The sequence below is a fragment of the Escherichia sp. KTE159 genome, assembly GCF_000408805.1.
Classification (GTDB): Bacteria; Pseudomonadota; Gammaproteobacteria; order Enterobacterales; family Enterobacteriaceae; genus Escherichia; species Escherichia marmotae.
Map to the genome: position 1 here is coordinate 3,301,554 of NZ_KE137292.1, position 20,217 is coordinate 3,321,770.

A 20,217-nucleotide genomic window follows, 5' to 3' on the forward strand; every position below is an offset into this window, starting at 1 on the left:
TTTTATCATCTCTGGAACACACACAATCCGTGTGCAGGTCCCGGCCAGACAGCCGTAATCACTGGGTTATCCTCTCCAGCGAATGGGGGAATGGCATGCCACTCCCCTGCAGGTAAAACAATCTCTGTTACCTCAAGCGTGGCGTTTATTGCGATCAAGAAACGCTCCGAAAGCAAAATTTGCAGTTGCTTCGGCCCGTTCTGCCACTCATCCGAGCTTAAAGATTGAGCATATCGATTTAGCCAACGGACATTGCCGTCGCCTTCTTCCCACCAGCGATCCTCTACCAAAGCAGGAATGCGCTTGCGCAGATGGATTAACGCGGCGGTAAACGCGATTAAACCACTGCTTGCTTGCGACCAGTCCAACCACGTTAGTTGGTTATCCTGACAGTAAGCATTGTTATTGCCATGCTGGCTGTGACCATGTTCGTCACCGGCCAGTAACATCGGCGTACCCTGGGAGAGCAACAACGTTGTTAACAGGGCGTGAATGCTGTCGCGCCGCCGTTCAACCAGATCAAGAGTACCGCCTAATCCTTCTTTACCATGATTGTTACTGTAATTGTTGTTGGTTCCGTCGCGATTTTCTTCTCCATTTGCTTCATTGTGCTTATGGTTGAAACAAACGCAGTCGCGAAGCGTAAAACCGTCATGTGCTGTGACCAGATTAATCGCAGCACTCGGCAGACGGCCATTACGTTTAAAAACATCACTGGATGCGGCAAAGCGTCCGGCAAACTCTCCCAGAGGTAAATCATAATGCAGCCAGAAACGGCGGGCGGCATCGCGGAAATGATCGTTCCACTCGGCAAACAGCGGAGGGAAATTCCCCACCTGATAGCCGCCGGGTGCGATATCCCACGGTTCAGCAATCAGCTTCACTTGCGAAAGCACCGGGCAATTCTGGATAGCGATAAACAGCGGCGCATCCTGACGAAACTCCGGCGTTCGCCCCATGACTGTTGCGAGATCGAAACGGAAGCCATCAACGTGACAGGTTTCCACCCAATAGCGTAGACAGGCGCTGGCGTATTCCACCACTGCCGGATGGCTCAAGTTGAGCGTGTTGCCACAGCCGGTCCAGTTGTGATAATCGCCGTCTTCTCTTATCCAATAATAGCTACGGTTATCGATCCCGCGCAGTGAGAATACCGGACCGTCGAGATCCAGTTCCGCACTGTGGTTGAGCACGATGTCGAGAATGACCTCAATGCCCGCTTTATGCAGGGCTTTGACTGCATCACGAAACTCATCCAGCGCCGTTTCTGGCGAGCAGGCATACGCCGGATGCAGCGCAAACAGCGCCACCGGGTTGTAACCCCAGTAGTTGCTTAGCCCCATGCGTTGCAAACGCGGCTCACTGGCAAATTGCGCCACCGGCAGCAGCTCCAGTGCGGTAATGCCCAACCGTTTTAAATAGTTGATCATCACCGGATGCCCCAGGGCTTTATAAGTGCCGCGGATCTCTACCGGGATCTCCGGGTGCAAGTAGGTTAATCCTTTGACATGGGCTTCATAAATGATAGTGCTGCCCCACGACGTGCACGGCGGGGCATCATCCTCCCAATCATAGTGGTCCACTACCACGACGCATTTCGGCGCAATGGCAGCATTGTCGCGATAGTCAGGTTCACTATGGCCAGCGTGCAGCAGCGGGTTATCTTTAAATTCCCCGACAATTTGCCGCGCGCAAGGATCAATCAACAACTTCGCCGGGTTAAAGCGATGCCCCATGGCGGGTTGCCATGGGCCATGAACGCGATAACCATAACGCAAACCCGGGCGCGCATCCGGCAGATAACCGTACCAGATATCGCCACTTCGTCCTGGCAAGTCATACCGATGTTCTACGTCCTGGGCGTCAAACACACACAGCTCTACCCGCTCGGCATGAGCGGAGAAGAGCGTGAAGTTGACGCCCTGGCCGTCGTAATGCGCGCCAAGGGGAGCGGGTTTGCCAATGGCAAGTTGTGTCATTCTCCCTCCCGAACCAGCCAGATAGTGGCCAGCGGCGGTAGTGTAAGGCTTAATGAATGCTGACGACCGTGGCTGGCAATCTCATCGCTGTGTACCGCGCCGCCATTGCCGGCATTACTACCGTGGTAGTGCATGGAATCAGTGTTGAGGATTTCACGCCATTTACCCGGCTGATTAATGCCAAAGCGATAGTCATAGCGCGGCACCGGCGTAAAGTTACTGGCAACGATAATTTCATTCCCCTCTTTATCGCGGCGAACAAAAATCAGCACCGAGCGTTCATGGTCATCCACCACCAGCCATTCAAAGCCATACGCGTCGAAATCCAGCTCATGCAGTGCTTTATGATGACGATAAGTGTGGTTCAGATCGCGTACCAGACGCTGGACACCGTGATGCCAGTTGTCACCGCCTTCCAGCAGATGCCAGTCGAGGCTGGCATCGTGGTTCCACTCTCGCCCTTGGGCAAATTCATTACCCATGAACAGCAGTTTTTTGCCCGGAAACGCCCACATCCAGGCATAGTAGGCGCGCAAATTGGCAAACTTCTGCCATGCATCACCCGGCATTCTGTCGAGAATCGATTTTTTGCCGTGCACCACTTCGTCGTGCGACAACGGCAGGACGAAGTTTTCAGTGTAGTTGTAGAGTATCCCGAAGGTGAGTTTATCGTGATGGTATTGACGATAAATCGGGTCGAGCTTCATGTAATCCAGGGTGTCGTGCATCCAGCCCAGGTTCCATTTGTACCAGAAGCCCAGGCCGCCAATATCCTGAGGACGAGAAACGTTCGGGAAGTCGGTAGACTCCTCCGCCATCGTTACCGCGCCAGGAACTTGCTCACCGATAATACGGTTGGTATTGCGCAGGAACTCAATCGCTTCCAGATTCTCGCGTCCACCAAACTCGTTGGGGATCCACTCACCCTCTTTACGGCTGTAATCACGATAAATCATCGACGCTACTGCATCGACACGCAGCGCATCAATACCAAAACGTTCAACCCAGTACAGCGCGTTACCGACGAGGAAATTGCTGACTTCACGACGTCCATAGTTGTAGATCAGGGTATTCCAGTCCTGGTGGTAGCCTTCACGCGGATCGCTGTGCTCATACAGGTTCGTACCGTCAAATTCGGCAAGCGCAAAGTCATCAGTCGGGAAGTGCCCCGGCACCCAGTCGAGAATAACGTTCAAACCGGCTGCGTGTGCGGCATCAATGAAATAACGGAAGTCATCACGAGTACCAAAACGACGAGTTGGCGCATACAGACCCGTCGGCTGATAGCCCCAACTGCCATCGAACGGATGTTCATTAATCGGCAACAGTTCGAGGTGGGTAAAGCCCATCCACTTGGCGTAAGGCACCAGTTGATCAGCCAGTTCGCGATAGCTTAGCCAGAAGTTGTTGTCGGCGTGACGACGCCAGGAGCCCAGGTGAACTTCATAGATAGAGATTGGCGCATCAAACTGATTCGCTTTTTTGCGCTCTTCAGTCTGTACGACTTTTTCAGGCAGTCCGCAAATAAGGGAAGCGGTTTCCGGGCGCATCTGCGCTTCGAAAGCATAGGGATCAGACTTCAGACGGAGATTACCGTTAGCATCAATCATCTCGTATTTATAGAGCTGACCGTTATGCGCGCCAGGGATAAACAGTTCCCAGATACCGCTTTCTTTACGCAGACGCATTGGGTGACGGCGGCCATCCCAGTAGTTGAATTGCCCAACGACCGAGACTCGTCGGGCATTTGGTGCCCAGACAGAAAAACGCGTGCCGGTAACGCCATCCATAGTATCAGCGTGCGCGCCTAAGGTTTCATATGGGCGCAGGTGAGTACCTTCAGATAACAGCCAGGCATCCATTTCCTGGATTAAAGGACCAAAACGGTAAGGATCATCAATCAGGTTCTGCTGACCATGCCAGACAACAGCCAACTGATAACGGAAAAAATTCTTACGCCGCGGTATGACGCCGCTAAAGAATCCACGAGAGTCAAGACACTCCAGTTTAGCGACTTTGCGTCCGGTTTTTGGTTCAATCACCCACACATCGGTGGCATCAGGTAAAAGGGCACGGACTTCCAGTCCCGCTGTAGTTTTATGCATTCCCAGTACGGAAAATGGGTCTGCAAAATGGCCTGCAATTAGCGCGTTTATCACGTCTCTATCGATACGAACGGACATGCTTGTCTTCCTGTTTTATTGTGTCACCCCATCCAACTGATTTTTGACATCTGGTTGTGACATTTTTTTGACCTGAACGACGCAGCACTCTGTGCATCCTCTCTGCGTCGTCCTCCCTTCAGGTAAGGCAGTGAATACCCAGGTATTCTGCCACCCTTAAAGAATAGCCAATGCTTTATCTAACTCCCGGTAAATCATGAAACATCTGCGCTTACTCCTGTATTACGCACTAAAAGGGGCGGCATCGCGCCCCAAATTTAATGAATAAAGATTACGCCAGTTGACGAAGCATCCGACGCAGCGGCTCCGCGGCCCCCCACAGCAACTGATCACCCACGGTAAAGGCTGACAGGAATTCTGGTCCCATATTCAGTTTACGCAGGCGGCCTACAGGCGTGGTCAGCGTGCCGGTAACGGCTGCTGGGGTTAGCTCACGCATCGTGATTTCACGATCGTTTGGTACTACTTTCGCCCACGGATTGTGCGCAGCCAGCAGTTCTTCCACGGTCGGAATGGATACATCCTTTTTCAATTTAATGGTGAATGCCTGGCTGTGGCAGCGTAGTGCCCCGACACGCACACATAAGCCATCTACCGGGATCACGGAAGATGTGTTGAGGATCTTGTTAGTTTCCGCCTGCCCTTTCCACTCTTCGCGGCTCTGACCATTATCGAGCTGTTTGTCGATCCACGGAATCAGGCTACCAGCCAGCGGCACGCCAAAGTTATCAACTGGCAGTTCGCCGCTGCGGGTTAGCGTCGTAACTTTGCGTTCGATCTCGAGAATAGCAGAGGAGGGGGTCGCAAGTTCATCCGCCACATGGCCATACAACTGACCCATCTGGGTTAATAACTCACGCATATGTCGCGCACCACCGCCGGAAGCCGCCTGGTAGGTCGCAACGGAAACCCAATCAACAAGATTATTAGCGAATAAACCGCCCAACGACATCAACATCAGGCTGACAGTACAGTTACCGCCAACAAAAGTCCTGATGCCTTTATTTAATCCGTCGGTAATGACGCCCTGATTAACAGGGTCAAGGATGATGATGGCGTCATCTTTCATGCGCAGAGACGATGCTGCGTCAATCCAGTAACCTTGCCATCCGCTTTCACGAAGCTTTGGATAGATTTCGTTGGTATAATCGCCGCCCTGACAGGTCACGATGATATCGAGAGCCTTCAGCGCTTCCAGATCAAAAGCATCCTGAAGTGTGCCGGAGGTGCCGCCAAAGGACGGCGCAGCCTGGCCAGACTGGGAAGTCGAAAAGAAGACAGGGCGAATGGCGTCGAAATCGCGCTCTTCAACCATGCGTTGCATGAGAACGGAGCCGACCATACCGCGCCAGCCGATAAAACCAACATTTTTCATAAGCGTTTTTTTCCTGCAAAGATGTGTGCTGTATAAATGTGCCTGTGTCCTCATGGCACATCTTTCACCATACAAAAAGCAGCCAAAGTCGCAAGTGAAATTAATCAATGATAGCGAAGCCATCAGTAATGCGACTTATCCTGCTTTAACAGCACGCAGAAAGTCCACCGCAATTATCAGGGAACTTGAGTTATGAATGAAATCATTTCTGCAGCAGTTTTATTGATCCTGATTATGGATCCGCTCGGAAACCTACCTATTTTTATGTCCGTACTAAAACATACTGAACCGAAAAGACGCCGGGCAATCATGGTGCGAGAATTGCTCATCGCGCTATTGCTGATGTTAGTGTTCCTGTTTGCGGGCGAGAAAATTCTGGCATTTCTTAACCTGCGGGCAGAAACCGTCTCTATTTCTGGCGGCATCATTCTTTTTCTGATTGCCATTAAGATGATTTTCCCCAGCGCCTCGGGTAACAGTAGTGGACTTCCGGCAGGTGAAGAGCCGTTTATCGTGCCGCTGGCAATTCCACTGGTGGCGGGGCCGACTATCCTCGCCACGCTGATGCTGCTGTCACACCAGTACCCGAATCAGATGGGCCATCTGGTAATTGCCCTGCTGCTGGCCTGGGGCGGCACATTTGTCATCCTGCTACAGTCATCGCTCTTTTTGCGCCTGCTGGGCGAGAAAGGGGTAAACGCACTGGAACGCCTGATGGGGTTGATTCTGGTAATGATGGCAACCCAGATGTTCCTCGACGGTATTCGGATGTGGATGAAGGGGTAATGTTCAAACAGGTGCTGCGCGCAACCAGCATTTTTCGCCGCTGATTAACCACAGCATCTATAGCTTCCCATTGCCCTTCCCTGAAGGTAGCGGTGGCGTTACTTAACATCCGTTGTAACAGCAATTCAGCTCCGTGTTTCTCCATCATCTTCTCCTGCGTCCGTTAACGCTGTGATTAGAATGGATAATGAGCCAGTGTTTTTGCGAGAGAGATCAAAAAGATGAAGAGAGGGGAAAAGAGAAATGAATTACTGCGAGCAAGCTCGCAGTAATTTGTCGCGGTAATTAACTCAACAACTGAAACGCAATCATCCCGACGATGGCACCGACAGTACCAAGAATGGTTTCCATCATGGTCCAGGTTTTCAGCGTTTCGGCTTCGGTCGCGCCGGTAAATTTACCGAACAACCAGAAACCGGCGTCGTTAACATGGCTGACTACAATCGAACCACCAGCGATACAAATCGACAGCGCCGCCATTTGCGCACCGGAGTAATTCAGTTGTTCAATAACCGGCATCACCAGCCCCACCGCCGTTAAACAGGCAACGGTTGCAGATCCCTGAATGATGCGCACCGCCGCTGCCAGCACGAAGCAGGTGATCGCAATCGGCAGGCCCATCCCGGTTAACGCTTCGCCCAGCGCCGGACCTACGCCAGAGTCAACCAGCACCTGTTTGAACACACCGCCCGCACCAATCACCAGCAGAATAATCCCCGCAGGTTGCAGCGCGTGACCGCAAATCTCCATCACTTTGTCTTTCGGCATACCCTGACGCATCGCCAGACCATAAATCGCCACCAGACAAGCAACCAGAATCGCGGTAAATGGATGGCCAACAAACTCAAACCATTCATAAGCCGTTGACCCTTCTGGCACAAAACGTGCAGCAATGGTTTTCAGCCCAACCAGTACTAACGGCAGCAGGATCAGCGACAAACTGAATCCGAAGGACGGCATTTTGCCTTCGCCAAGATGCGGTTCACTGATGTCGTCAGGAATATGCAGCTCAACGTAACGGCTGATGAAATTACCCCACAGCGGGCCGGCAATAATCATCCCCGGAATTGCCGCACACAGGCCAATCAGGATCATCCAGCCAAAGTCGGCATTCATCTGCGATGCCAGCAGCATTGGCGCTGGCCCCGGCAGCAAGAACGCCGCTGCCGCTGCTACGCCTGCAAACAGCGGGATAACCAGCTTTACCAGGTTTGTGCCCGTGTGGCGCGCCATTGAGAATGCAACGCTAATCAGCAGAACAATCGCCACTTCAAAGAACAATGGTAACGCACAGACCAGACCCGCAAGGCCAATGGCATAATGCGCGCGGCTGTGACCGAAGGATTTGAGCATTTTGACGGCAATCTGATCGACTGCGCCGGTTTCATGTAAGATCTTGCCAAACATGGCTCCCAGGGCGACAACCACCGCCAGGAAACCAAGGGTACCTCCCATCCCTTTTTCCATCGTCGCTGCGATTTTATCGAGCGGCATACCGGAAAAAAGGCCTGCCCCCATAGACACCACCATCAAAGCCAGGAAAGCATGCATACGCGCCTTCATGACTAAAAACAGCAGCAGTAAAACAGACCCTACTGCTGTTAAAACAAGCGTTAATGTAGTCACTACTTATTTGCCTTTTTTAATAACCTCAATGGTGCTTGCCACAACACCTTCCAGCGGCTGATCGATATCTACCACCAGTACATCGGTTTCGTCCGCACCCGGTTCCTGCAGCGTTTCAAACTGCGTCACCAGCATTTGGGTTTTAAAGAAATGGCCTTTGCGCGCTTTCAGGCGGCTTTCAATCACATCAAAATCGCCTTTCAGGTAGATGAAAGAGAGATTTGGATTACCTTCACGCAGCAGGTCGCGATAGTGCTTTTTCAGTGCAGAACAGACGATCAGCGACACTTTATTGGTACGCTGCATGGCAAACGCGGCGTCGTTCAGCGCCTGTAACCACGGTTTACGATCATCATCATTCAACGGTTCACCGGACGCCATTTTTTCGATATTGCGACGCGGATGGAGGAAATCGCCATCAAGAAACGCGGCATGAAGTTGATGCGCCACTTCACTGGCGACCGCAGATTTGCCGCTGCCCGATACGCCCATCAGAACGTAAATGTGGTGATCATGATTAGTCGTGCTCAAAGTGGTGCCCCCACAGTACAAGAATTAAAAATGTTACGGGTAACTGTTATCGGTAACATTGTCAGGCCGGACAAAAACAGAAGCAATATCCATCCGTGCCTTAAGTGTATAAGTGTGAGCTACTTCAAATTTGTGAGCTTAAATAGATCCGCCCGGTGACAAGGTGAAACCTAAATCTAACATTTTCGGTGTCACCGCTTCGCCACGAATACGCGCCAGCAGGCGCTCAGCGCCAATGCTGCCCATCCGCTCACGCGGCGTCAGCACGCTCGCCAACCGTGGCTCCATCACCTGACCAATATCGTGACCGTGGAAACCGGCGATCGCCATATCATCAGGGATTTTCAGCCCCAGGCGCTGACATTCAAATGCCGCGCCAACGGCCAGGTCATCGTTGGTACAGAACACGCCATCTAACTGCGGATATTCCCGCCGCGCCTGGCGAATCAGTTCAATACCAGAAGAGTAAGAAGAGGATTGCTCGACCATCACGCTATACGGCACCAGGCCGGCATCCAGCATCGCCTGCTCATATCCCTTCTGTTTGATGATAGTACGTTCATCGAGGCGCGCACCAAGATAAGCCACATGACGATGCCCACGGGCAATGATAGCGGCGGTCATCTGCCGTGCCGCTTCAAAGTTATTAAATCCGACGGCGATATCGAGACACGGCGACTGGCTGTCCATCAGTTCCACCACCGGAATACCTGCCACTTCAATCATCTTTAATGTGCGCGGCGTGTGGGTACGTTCGGTAAGGATCAGCCCGTCGATATTCCACGAGAGCATCGATTCGAGGCGTTCTTGCTCCATTTCCGGTTTATAACCGTAGTGAGCCAACATGGTTTGATAACCGTGTGCGTCGGTAACGCTTTCAATTCCGCGTAACACTTCGGCAAAAACCTGGTTAGTCAGAGAAGGTAGCAGGACGCCAATCGCCCGACTGGTGGCGTTTGAGAGGATATCGGGTGCGCGATTGGGAATATAACCCAGTTCATCAAGAGCGGCAGCGATCTTGCCGCGCAGGGCGACGGAGACTTGCTCCGGGTTGCGTAAAAAACGACTGACCGTCATTTTGGTCACGCCTACACGATCAGCCACATCCTGAAGTACGGGTCTTTTCTTTTTCATCGTCCTGAAAGGTACAAAAGGGATAGATTCCTTTAGTTTACCACGGACGCATCAGAACCTTCCCGATTCCTCGGGAAGGTTTGTGAGATAAATTTAGACTGGCGGTAAATCGAACAGCAGAATTTCACTGTCGCTATCGGCGTGGATGGATATCGCCTGCTCATCCCAAATTGCCAGGCCATCGCTGGTCGAGGCTTTTACGCCGTTAATGGTGACGTTGCCTTTCACCACCTGGATCCAGACGCGGCGTTCAGCGGCAATCTGATGTATTGACTGTTCATCTTTCACCAGCGCCCAGCGATACAGCTCCATATCCTGATGCACTTTCAACGAACCGTCACGCGCATCCGGCGAGAGCACCAGTTGTTTGCCCTGTACGGCATCGAAGCGACGCTGTTCATAACGCGGCGTAATGCCGTTTTCTTCCGGCATGATCCAGATCTGATACAGATGCAGACGCTCGGTGCTACTTGGGTTGTACTCTGAGTGACGAATACCCGTACCCGCACTCATAATCTGAAACTCGCCCGCCGGAACCTGTTCTTTGTTCCCCATGCTGTCCTGATGCTCAACCGCACCTTCCAGCACATAGGTCAAAATTTCCATATCTTTATGTGGGTGAGTGCCGAAGCCCTGCCCTGCTTCAATCACGTCGTCGTTAATCACACGCAGCGCGGAGAAGCCCATAAAGTTCGGATCGTAATAGTTGGCAAAAGAGAAAGTGTGCCAGGAGTCCAGCCAGCCATGATTCGCATGGCCACGTTCATTTGCTTTGCGTAAGTAGATCATTTGTATTCGCCCCCTGAATGATTTGATGGGCTTAGTGTGGACCCGATCCGTCCGGGATGATAGAGGGTGAAAATTGACCCCTCTGTTCAAAAAAATTGAACTATTTGAGGGGGCATAAAACTTACTTCGCGAGAGTTACCGTGGAGGGTGAAGCTTGCTCAAAACCACGCTCAAGGATTTCCAGATTAGTAAGAACTTCAGATTCCTTGACGTAATTTGGTGCACCGGTAGTAATGGTTTGATACAGCGCATCGTAGACGCGTCCGTAATCTCCCACTTCCGGCTTCATTTCCTCTCTTACCGTAACGCCCTCGTCATTGACATACTCCAGCACACCGACCGAATCATCCGCCGCGAATCCCGCTTCGCCCGGCATAATATTAGCCTTCAGGCTGGTTTCCTGCTGGTCAATACCGTATTTAATAAATGTACCTTTCTTACCGTGAACGATAAATTTCGGATAATCGATTTTCACCAAATGGCTGGTTTTGACGATGGCTTTCAAATCACCATAAAACAACTGCGCTTCGAAAGTGTCGTCCGGATTGGCTTTATTACGCAGGCTGCGAATATCGTAAGCCACATGATCCGGGCGACCAAACAGTGAAATAATCTGGTCGAGGGTATGCACGCCAAGACCATAGAACGCGCCATCTTGCGGTAGTCCGGATTTAGTTTCTGCCACCGGGCGGTAGTAGTCAAAATGGCTTTCCACTTCGACAATCTCTCCCAGCTTGCCGCTTTCAATCGCTTTTTTCGCCGTCAGGAAGCAGGAGTCAAAGCGACGATTCTGATACGGCGTGACGGTCAGCCCTTTACTTTTTGCCAGCGCAAACAGCTCTTTCGCTTGCGCAAGCGTAGGGGTGAACGGTTTTTCGACCAGCACATTTTTTCCGGCCTCCAGCGTGCGCTTCGCATACTCGAAGTGGCTGTCAGCATGGGTGCAGACGACAACCAGCTTAACGTCGGGATCATTTAATACTTCGTCGAGATCGCTGGTGAAATGAATATGGGAATAGATGGGAGCCTGTTCTTCCGGCCTGGCATGGCGGCGAAAAATATGCGCGACATGCCAGCTATCCTTGCGGTTAAGTACATACGGCAGATGGTAACGGGTGGTGCTTTTACCGAAGCCAATGAAGGCGCAGTTAATGACCATAGTTTCGTCCTTTTTAAGGTGGTTAGTGACACCTTAGCGCAAAGCGGACGTGGTTCCTATGCCTGTGTTTCAGTACGTCAGATTGTTGGCAAAGTGCACTTTGATCATGCCGGATGCGGCGTGAACGCCTTATCCGGCCTACACAAAATGGCATCGGTTTGTAGGCCTGATAAGCGTAGCGCATCAGGCAATTTTGCATTTGTCTCAACACGAGCACTTCCCGTGGGCAAAATAGCAAGTCAGCCTGGCTGAAACGAAAGCAAAAAAAAAGCCAGCACCCGGCTGGCTAAGTAATACTGGAAGCAATGTGAGCAATGTCGTGCTTTCAGGTTCTCCGCGAGGGTCTTCCTGATCGCGAGACAATAATAATCATTCTCATTCGCACTTGTCCAACACTTTTTGCAAAAAAATGCATTTGACTCGCTTTTGAAAGTCAATGATGTTGAAAGGGACATTTACACCAAAGAGGACAGAGGAATGAATGAGATAGTGATACGCCACGCTGAAACGCGCGATTACGAGGCTATTCGGCAGATTCACGCCCAGCCGGAGGTGTATTACAACACGCTACAGGTGCCTCATCCTTCCGCTCATATGTGGCAGGAGCGACTCGCCGGGCATCCCGGCATCAAGCAACTCGTCGCCTGTATTGATGGAGACGTCGTAGGTCATCTTACCATTGACGTACAGCAACGCCCGCGTCGCAGTCATGTTGCCGATTTTGGTATCTGCGTCGACTCCCGCTGGAAGAATCGCGGCGTCGCCAGTGCCCTGATGCAAGAGATGATTGAAATGTGCGACAACTGGTTGCGGGTAGATCGCATTGAGCTAACGGTGTTTGTCGACAACGCCCCGGCAATTAAGGTCTATAAAAAATACGGCTTTGAGATTGAAGGAACTGGCAAGAAGTACGCATTGCGAAACGGTGAATATGTTGATGTGTATTATATGGCGCGGGTGAAATAGAAAATTTGCAATCTAAGTTTGTCATTTAAGCCCTCACCTACCGGGAGAGGGCTTAACATATTAATACCCCGCCGTTAAATCATCTACCGAACGTGGATCAGATGCGCCGTACAACTCACCGTCCGGAGCAACCATAATGCTTTGCGTGCTGCCCATCGCTTCTTTCAGCGCCACTTTCTGGCCTTTTGCTTCCAGTAGCTTGAGCGTATCCGGGCTAAATCCTTTCTCCACTCGCAACTCGTCCGGCAACCACTGATGGTGGAAACGCGGCGCATTAGTCGCTTCAGCGACGTTCATTCCATAATCGATACTGTTCACTACCATTTGCAGCACGGTGGTGATAATTCGGCTACCGCCAGGGCTGCCAGTGACCAGCCAGGTTTTGCCATCTTTCACCACAATGGTTGGTGACATCGATGACAGCGGGCGCTTGTTCGGCCCTACAGCATTGGCATCACCGCCTACCAGCCCGTACACGTTCGGTACGCCCGGTTTGGCCGAGAAATCATCCATTTGGTTATTAAGCAAAATACCGCTCTCGCCCGCGACAATGCCCGTACCGAAGGTGGTATTCAGCGTATAGGTCACCGCCACCGCGTTACCGTCTTTATCCACCACTGAATAATGGGTGGTTTGATTACTCTCATAAGGCACAAGCTTGCCGGGGCGAATTTCGCTGGACGGCTTCGCTTTATTGATATCAATTTGATCGGCAATAGATTTGGCATAGGCCTTATTCGTCAGCGCCTGCCACGGTACTTTGACAAAATCCGGGTCGCCAAGGTATTCCGAGCGATCGGCATAGGCATGTTTCTCGGCTTCGGCCATGATTTGCATCGCATCGGCGCTACCAAAGCCATATTTCTTCATATCGAAGTTTTCCAGAATATTGAGGATCTGCACGATATGAATCCCACCAGAAGATGGCGGTGGCATGGAGTAAACCTGATACCCGCGATAATCGCCGCTAATCGGTGTGCGTTCGACCGCTTTATACGCAGCTAAATCCTCTTTGGTAATCAAACCACCGTTTTTCTGCATCTCCTGGGCAATCTGCTCAGCTATTGTGCCTTTGTAAAACGCGTCCGGGCCATTTTCGGCAATCATCTCCAGGCTCTTTGCCAGGTTCGCCTGCACCAACTTGTCGCCCTTTTTCAGCGGCTCCCCCTCTTTCCAGAAGATAGCCTTGCTGTTTTCGTGATTCGGCAGCACTTCGCTACCATAGGTTTTGAGGTCGTCAGCCAACGCATCGTTAACGATAAAACCATCACGCGCCAGTTTAAACGCGGGCTGAACCACTTTGTTCAGCGGCATGGTGCCGTATTTATCCAGCGCCAGCGAGAAACCTGCTACCGTGCCCGGCGTGCCGGAGGCCAGATGCGAAGTGAGTGATTTTTTACTGTCCGGGTTGCCCTGGTCATCGAGGAACATATCGCGGGTCGCTTTGGCAGGTGCCATTTCGCGGAAGTCGATAGCGGTGGTGTTGCCATTTTTAGTGCGGATCAGCATAAAACCGCCGCCCCCCAGATTCCCCGCCTGCGGATGCGTTACCGCCAGCGCATATCCCACCGCCACGGCAGCATCCACGGCATTCCCGCCCTCCTTGAGGATATCTACCCCCACCTGAGTGGCAGTGGCATCGACAGAAGCCACCATTCCCTGCTTCGCGCGCACCGGATGGAAGACATCCTCCTCCACGCCATACGAGACGGGCGGCGGCGCAGGTGGCGCGGCTGCCGCACTAAAACAACATCCTGAAAGTAAAGTAGCAATCGCCGCCCGGCGTAAAAACGTCGGTTTTATCATCGTTATTCTCCAGTTGTATGAGGGGCCTTCCCCACTTAAGCCTGGTGTATAACTCTGAAATAATCATCGTTTTGCCGGGAAACGAGTAAACTTAAAGGATATCTTCAGAGGAGGATACGCGATGAAACGACTTCTGCTTTTGACGGCACTCCTGCCGTTTGTCGGCTTTGCACAGCCCATTAATACTCTGAATAATCCTAACCAGCCGGGATATCAAATCCCCAGCCAGCAACGGATGCAAACCCAGATGCAGACTCAGCAAATCCAACAAAAAGGGATGCTGAATCAGCAACTGAAAACTCAGACGCAATTACAACAGCAGCATTTAGAAAATCAGATTAACAGCAACTCGCAGCGGGTATTGCAGTCGCAGCCGGGGGAGCTAAATCCCGCCCGGCAGCAAATGCTGCCCAACAACAACGGCGGGATGTTAAACGGCAACCGTAATCCGGATAGTTCGTTGAATCAGCAGCATATGCTGCAAGAGAGGAGAAACGGCGACATGCTGAATCCACCCAGCACATCGCAGCCTGACCTTCCGTTGAAAACTATTGGGCCGTAAAATTTGGCCCGATCACGTCAATCGCATCAGTACAGATGCAATCCACGCCCCAGCGCAGCAACTCTGCCGCTCGCTGGGGTCTGTTGACGGTATAAACCAGAATCCGCAACCCAGCGTCTTTCAACTGCATCACTCGCGCTTTATCGAGCAACTTATGATTGAGATGAATAGAAACGCAGCCCAGCCGCGTAGTCAGTTCGCGCCAGTCGTCGCGCCACTCATCAAGCAACAAACCGCGCGGCAGTTCCGGTGCTGCCAATTGTGCGGCTTCTAAAGCATCAATCTCAAACGATGACAGCAGCGGCGGGGTCATCTCCGCCCAAAGTTCGCGTGCCGCCAGTGCCACCATTTTGCCCGTCGACGACCCGGTGCCGGTGGTGGGTTTGATTTCGATATTCGCCATCATCCCGTGTTCGCGACAGCGTTCCGCCACCTGCGAAAGCAACGGCAGCGGCTCACCTTTAAACGCTTTGCTGTACCAACTGCCTGCATCCACGCGCAGTAAATCCTGCCAGTTCAGTTCGCCCGCGACGCCCCAGCCGTTGCTGGTACGTTCGAGGTTGTCATCATGGAGCAAGAAGATCTCACCATCTTTCGATAACTTCGCATCAAATTCGATCATCTTATGACCGTATTTTGCCCCCACGTCGATTGCCGCCAGGGTGTTTTCCGGGGCAAGTTTACCGCCGCCACGGTGGGCGACAATGCGGGGATAAGGCCAGTTACTCATACTCGTTGTCCTGTTTCACCATCAAAAAGATGTAGCTGATTTTCCGGCAAATGCAGCCACAACATGCTGCCTGCCGTCGGGCGTTCCTGATGCGCCAGTCGTACCACCAGCTTCTGATCGCCCCAGCGTCCGTGCGCCAGATTATCAGCGCCGAGGATCTCCAGCGTGTCCATCACCAGCGGCACGCCGCCTTCTGCCTGCGAGCTTAACGCAATATGTTCCGGGCGGATACCGAGGGTCATTTTACGCCCGGCATACTGCCGATAATAACCGTTCAACGGTAGTACGATGCCGCCGTCCAGCTCGAAGTGCGTACCTTCGTTATTCACGCGACCTGTCAGCAGGTTCATCGCCGGACTGCCGATAAAACTCGCCACAAACAGGCTGGCGGGTTTTTCGTACACTTCAACCGGCGTGCCAATCTGTTCGGCAACGCCGCCGTTCATTACCATCACTCGCTGGGCGAGGGTCATCGCTTCAACCTGATCGTGGGTGACGTAGAGTGATGTCGTTTTCAGACGACGGTGTAACTGCTGCAACTCAAGACGCATCTGTACGCGCAGCTTGGCATCGAGGTTAGAGAGCGGCTCATCAAACAAGAACACCGCCGGATCGCGCACAATCGCGCGCCCCATCGCCACACGCTGACGCTGACCGCCAGAAAGCTCGCGTGGACGGCGCTTAAGCAAACCGTCAAGTTCGAGAATGCGTGCTGCTTCTTTGACACGTTCAGCAATTTGCTGCTTGCCCATACCGCGAATTTTCAGCCCCCACGCCATATTCTCCTCTACGCTCATATGCGGATAAAGCGCGTAGTTCTGGAACACCATCGCAATCCCGCGATCTTTCGGCTCCATTTCGGTTACGCGCTGCTCGTTGATCCAGATATCGCCCTCAGTCACCTGCTCCAGCCCGGCAACCATGCGCAGTAGCGTGGATTTTCCGCAGCCAGACGGCCCAACCATCACAATAAATTCACCGTCTGCCACATCAAGCGTCAGCGGTTTAATGACCTGGGTTTTGCCATCCCAGCTTTTGGTTACTGCCTGTAATTTCAGTCCTGCCATCTTATTTCTCACTATCGACCAGGCCGCGCACAAAGGCACGCTGCATCACTAAAACAATCAATACTGGTGGGATCAGGGTTAACAACATCGCAGCCATCACCGAGTTCCATTCTGTCGTGCCTTCGCCAGTGGCGATCATCCCTTTAATCCCCGCCACGGTGGTGCCGAGATCAACATCGGTAATAATCAGCAGCGGCCACAGATACTGGTTCCAGCCGTAGATAAAGGTGATCACAAACAGCGCCGCCAGATTGGTTTTTGACAGCGGAAAGACAATGTCGCAAAAGAAGCGCATCGGTGACGCACCGTCGATACGAGCCGCTTCCACCAGCTCATCCGGCAGCGTCATAAAGAACTGCCGGAACAGGAACGTAGCGGTCGCTGAGGCCATCAGCGGCAGCGTTAAACCTGCGTAGCTGTCGAGCATCTTCAGATTGGCGATCACTTCTACCGTCGGGAAAATACGCACTTCAACCGGCAGCATCAGAGTAATAAAAATCATCCAGAAGAAGAGGTTACGCAGCGGAAAACGAAACCAGACGATGGCGAATGCCGAGAGCATCGAAACGGTAATTTTGCCCAGCGTAATGCTGAACGCCATCACGAAACTGTTAAGCAACATCCGCCAGAATGGCGCGCTATTCGTGCCTACTCCGTTTACCCAAATGTTATGGATATTCTCCAGCAGATGCGTGCCGGGGATCAGCGTCATCGGCGCGGCGTAGACTTCCTGTTTATCCAGCGTCGCTGCGACAAACGCCACGTACAGCGGGAAGAGGATCACCGCAATCCCAAGGATCAGCATGGTATGGCTGAATATCGTCAGCCACGGACGGTTCTCAATCATTGGTAACGCACCTTGCTTTCAACATAGCGGAACTGCACCACCGTCAACACGATGACGAGGAACATCAACACCACCGACTGCGCGGCAGACGAAGCCAGATCCAGTCCGGTAAAGCCTTCGCGGTAGATCTTATAAATCAGCGTGGTAGTGGCCTGTACTGGCCCACCGGACGTAGCGGCATCAATCACCGGGAAGGTGTCGAAGAAGGCGTACACCAGATTAACCACCAGCAGAAAGAAACTCACCGGAGCGATAAGCGGTAACGCGATCTTAAAGAAGCGGCGAATCGGGCCTGCGCCGTCAATGGCCGCCGCTTCGATCAGTGAACGGGGAATGGATTGCAGCGCGGCATAGAAGAACAGAAAGTTGTAGCTGATTTGCTTCCACACCGAGGCGAACACCACCAGAAACATCGCCTGGCCGCTGTTTTGCGCGTGGTTCCAGTCATAGCCGAACTCAGCAAGAAAATGAGTGATCAGCCCGCGACCGGGGTTAAACAGGAAGATCCACAATACGGCGGCAACGGCGGGAGCCACGGCATACGGCAACAACATTAAAGTTTGATAGAAACGGCTGCCGCGCACGATGTACTCCACCAGCGCCGCAAAGAACAGCGACACCAGCAAACCGCTGACGGTGACAAAGGTGCTAAATTTTATCGTCGTCCAGAAGGAGTCGAGATAGTAACTGTCATGGAACAGCGTGACGAAGTTATCCAGCCCGACAAACTGGCTGGAGAAACCAAACGGATCGACGCTTTGTAGCGAGTACCACAACGCTTCGCCCGCAGGCCAGATAAAAAAGATAACGGTGATGATGAGCTGCGGCGCGACCAGCAAATAAGGCAGCCAGCGCGAGCGGAACACCGGACGGGATGATGACATTACGGTTAATTCCTGAACTGTGCCGGATGCGCTTCGCTTATCCGGCCTACACGCGATGCCAGGTCAGATAAGCGAAACGCATCCGACATTACACTGATTAAGACTTCGTCGATTTCTCAAAGCGGCGCAGCAACTGATTCCCACGCTCAACGGCGGTATCCAGCGCCTGCTGTGGCGTCTTCTTACCGGTCCACACGCTCTCCAGCTCTTCATCCACAATTACGCGGATCTGCGGCATATTGCCCAGACGCAGTCCTTTGGTATACGGCAACGGCGGCTTGTTCAGCATCTGACGCGTCGCAGTATCCGCTCCTGGGTTTTTCTCGTAAAAGCCCTGCTCACGGGTCAGGTCATAAGCCGCTTTAGTGATCGGCAGATAACCGGTTTTCTGATGCCACTCAGCAGCGTTTTCTGGCTTCGCGAGGAAGTCGAGGAACTTCGCCACACCGGTGTAAGTATCCTTATCTTTGCCCTGCATCACCCACAGGCTGGCTCCGCCGATAATGGCGTTTTGTGGCGCATCTTTCGCATCGGCGTCGTAAGGCATCATGCCTACGCCATAGTTGAATTTGGCATACTCTCGAATGTTGGCAAGCGAACCGGAAGAGGCGGTCGTCATCGCGCAATCACCGTTATAGAACTTCTCGGTGGATTCATCCTTACGCCCGACGTAGCTAAAATCGCCCTTCTTGTTCATCTCTTCCAGCATGGCGATATGTTTCACCTGCTCCGGCTTGTTGAACTCCAGCACCGCATCTGTGCCGTCAAACCCGTTGTTTTTGCTGGCAAATGGCAGGCCATTCCAGGCGCTAAAGTTTTCCAGTTGGATCCAGCCCTGCCAGCCGCTGGCGTAGCCGCACTTCATACCGGAGGCTTTCAGTTTTGCGGCATAGTCAGCCAAATCCTGCCAGGTTTTCGGCGGCTGCTCCGGGTCTAACCCTGCTTTTTTGAAAGCATCTTTGTTGTAATAGAGAACGGGAGTCGAGCTGTTGAACGGTTGGGAGAGTAAATGTCCGGTTTTGCTGTCGGAGTAGTAGCCTGAAACCGTCGGCACAAACTGCGACTCATCGAAGTTAATCCCCGCATCTTTAAATACTTCATACACCGGTTTAATCGCTTTCGACGCCATCATGGTGGCGGTGCCAACTTCATAAACCTGCAAAATAGCCGGCGCGTTACCGGTACGAAATGCTGCGATACCCGCGCTTAAATTCTGTTCGTAGTTGCCTTTGTAGGTCGGTACAATTTTGTAATCCGGGTTTTCGGCGTTAAAACGTTGAGCCAGAGAATCCACCTCTTTACCCAGTTCCCCTTCCATCGAATGCCAGAGCGGAATAGTCGTCACGGCCTGTGCATTCCCCATTAACGCCAATCCGAGCGCCAGTGCTGAAGCTGTATAATGTAACGGTTTCATTGATTATCTCTCTTGTTGTACCGGATGCGCGAATTCACGCGTTTTATGCTCGCGGGGTAACATGACATGCTCGAATTACAGAAAAATAACTCTTTTGTTACATTTTTAAGATAGTAAGGTGTCAGAAAGATGACAAGGCGGTGACGGTACGGGTGAGGGAAAATGGGAGATGGGGCACGGATAAGCGGGAAAATAGAAGGTCTGAGTCAAACTCTACAGATTGTAGATAATGTGCTCATCGTTTCATGCCGGATGCGGCGTGAACGCCTTATACGGCCTACAAGATCGTGCAAATTCAATATATTGCAACTCACCCAATAGGCCTGATAAGCGCAGCGCATCAGGCAATTTTACATTTGTCACCTGTCTCAAAGGAGTC

General features: G+C 52.3%; 17 protein-coding genes. 3 read left to right on the top strand and 14 right to left on the bottom strand.

From position 1 onward, the window contains the following. Window positions 1–5: 5 nt before the first annotated feature. The 3 genes from glgX to asd form a co-directional block, all read right to left on the bottom strand. Entirely contained in the window at window positions 6–1,979 is a 1,974-nt protein-coding gene (gene glgX / locus A31E_RS06020; protein ID WP_016249300.1) for a glycogen debranching protein GlgX, read from the bottom strand. Next, window positions 1,976–4,162, bottom strand: a complete 2,187-nt coding sequence (gene glgB, locus A31E_RS06015; protein ID WP_016249301.1) for a 1,4-alpha-glucan branching enzyme — start codon at window positions 4,160–4,162, stop codon at window positions 1,976–1,978. Before glgB ends, glgX begins: the two co-directional genes overlap by 4 nt. 271 nt (window positions 4,163–4,433) lie before the next feature. Then, a complete protein-coding gene (asd, locus tag A31E_RS06010) occupies window positions 4,434–5,537 on the bottom strand; it encodes an aspartate-semialdehyde dehydrogenase (protein WP_001517255.1) in 1,104 nt (367 codons plus the stop codon). A gap of 192 nt (window positions 5,538–5,729) precedes the next feature. Between asd and yhgN the strand changes: the two genes are divergently transcribed. Next, window positions 5,730–6,323: an NAAT family transporter YhgN gene (gene yhgN, locus A31E_RS06005; RefSeq protein ID WP_001002535.1), complete on the top strand. Its 594-nt coding sequence runs from the start codon at window positions 5,730–5,732 to the stop codon at window positions 6,321–6,323. 285 nt (window positions 6,324–6,608) lie between these two features. Here the strand turns inward: yhgN and gntU are convergent, their stop codons facing one another. From gntU to A31E_RS05980, 5 genes are all read right to left on the bottom strand, one after another. Next, window positions 6,609–7,949, bottom strand: coding sequence for a gluconate transporter (gene gntU, locus A31E_RS06000; protein ID WP_000210103.1), 1,341 nt, complete (start codon window positions 7,947–7,949; stop codon window positions 6,609–6,611). Window positions 7,950–7,952: 3 nt separating this feature from the next. Beyond that, entirely contained in the window at window positions 7,953–8,480 is a 528-nt protein-coding gene (gene gntK, locus A31E_RS05995) for a gluconokinase (RefSeq protein WP_000108330.1), read from the bottom strand. Window positions 8,481–8,618: 138 nt separating this feature from the next. After that, window positions 8,619–9,614, bottom strand: coding sequence for a gluconate operon transcriptional repressor GntR (gene gntR / locus A31E_RS05990; RefSeq protein WP_000730265.1), 996 nt, complete (start codon window positions 9,612–9,614; stop codon window positions 8,619–8,621). A gap of 93 nt (window positions 9,615–9,707) precedes the next feature. Next, window positions 9,708–10,403: a quercetin 2,3-dioxygenase gene (gene yhhW, locus A31E_RS05985; RefSeq protein ID WP_016249303.1), complete on the bottom strand. Its 696-nt coding sequence runs from the start codon at window positions 10,401–10,403 to the stop codon at window positions 9,708–9,710. A gap of 121 nt (window positions 10,404–10,524) precedes the next feature. Beyond that, window positions 10,525–11,562 (bottom strand): oxidoreductase, encoded by a 1,038-nt coding sequence (locus A31E_RS05980; protein ID WP_016249304.1) that lies wholly within the window; start codon window positions 11,560–11,562, stop codon window positions 10,525–10,527. A gap of 477 nt (window positions 11,563–12,039) precedes the next feature. On the opposite strand from A31E_RS05980, the gene yhhY reads away from it, so the two are divergent. Next, window positions 12,040–12,528: an N-acetyltransferase gene (gene yhhY / locus A31E_RS05975; RefSeq protein WP_001517259.1), complete on the top strand. Its 489-nt coding sequence runs from the start codon at window positions 12,040–12,042 to the stop codon at window positions 12,526–12,528. A 60-nt stretch (window positions 12,529–12,588) separates the two neighbouring features. Here the strand turns inward: yhhY and ggt are convergent, their stop codons facing one another. Further along, the gene (ggt, locus tag A31E_RS05970; protein WP_016249305.1) at window positions 12,589–14,334 is read right to left on the bottom strand and encodes a gamma-glutamyltransferase; all 1,746 of its coding nucleotides are present in this window, start codon (window positions 14,332–14,334) and stop codon (window positions 12,589–12,591) included. Window positions 14,335–14,455: 121 nt separating this feature from the next. Between ggt and A31E_RS05965 the strand changes: the two genes are divergently transcribed. Beyond that, window positions 14,456–14,896, top strand: a complete 441-nt coding sequence (locus A31E_RS05965; RefSeq protein WP_000826135.1) for a DUF2756 family protein — start codon at window positions 14,456–14,458, stop codon at window positions 14,894–14,896. Here A31E_RS05965 and ugpQ read toward each other — a convergent pair. The 5 genes from ugpQ to ugpB form a co-directional block, all read right to left on the bottom strand. Next, window positions 14,883–15,626: a glycerophosphodiester phosphodiesterase gene (ugpQ, locus tag A31E_RS05960; RefSeq protein WP_001517261.1), complete on the bottom strand. Its 744-nt coding sequence runs from the start codon at window positions 15,624–15,626 to the stop codon at window positions 14,883–14,885. The two genes, A31E_RS05965 and ugpQ, sit on opposite strands and share 14 nt — an antisense overlap. Beyond that, window positions 15,623–16,693: a sn-glycerol 3-phosphate ABC transporter ATP binding protein UgpC gene (gene ugpC / locus A31E_RS05955; RefSeq protein ID WP_000907767.1), complete on the bottom strand. Its 1,071-nt coding sequence runs from the start codon at window positions 16,691–16,693 to the stop codon at window positions 15,623–15,625. Before ugpC ends, ugpQ begins: the two co-directional genes overlap by 4 nt. Window position 16,694: 1 nt before the next feature. Next, window positions 16,695–17,540 (bottom strand): sn-glycerol-3-phosphate ABC transporter permease UgpE, encoded by an 846-nt coding sequence (gene ugpE / locus A31E_RS05950; RefSeq protein ID WP_000572182.1) that lies wholly within the window; start codon window positions 17,538–17,540, stop codon window positions 16,695–16,697. Further along, window positions 17,537–18,424 (bottom strand): sn-glycerol-3-phosphate ABC transporter permease UgpA, encoded by an 888-nt coding sequence (gene ugpA, locus A31E_RS05945; RefSeq protein ID WP_000099289.1) that lies wholly within the window; start codon window positions 18,422–18,424, stop codon window positions 17,537–17,539. The genes ugpE and ugpA overlap by 4 nt, the downstream gene beginning before the upstream one ends. A 97-nt stretch (window positions 18,425–18,521) precedes the next feature. Beyond that, window positions 18,522–19,838 carry a sn-glycerol-3-phosphate ABC transporter substrate-binding protein UgpB gene (ugpB, locus tag A31E_RS05940; protein ID WP_016249306.1) on the bottom strand — a complete coding sequence of 439 codons (1,317 nt, stop codon included), beginning with the start codon at window positions 19,836–19,838 and terminating at the stop codon, window positions 18,522–18,524. Between the last annotated feature and the right edge of the window lie 379 nt (window positions 19,839–20,217).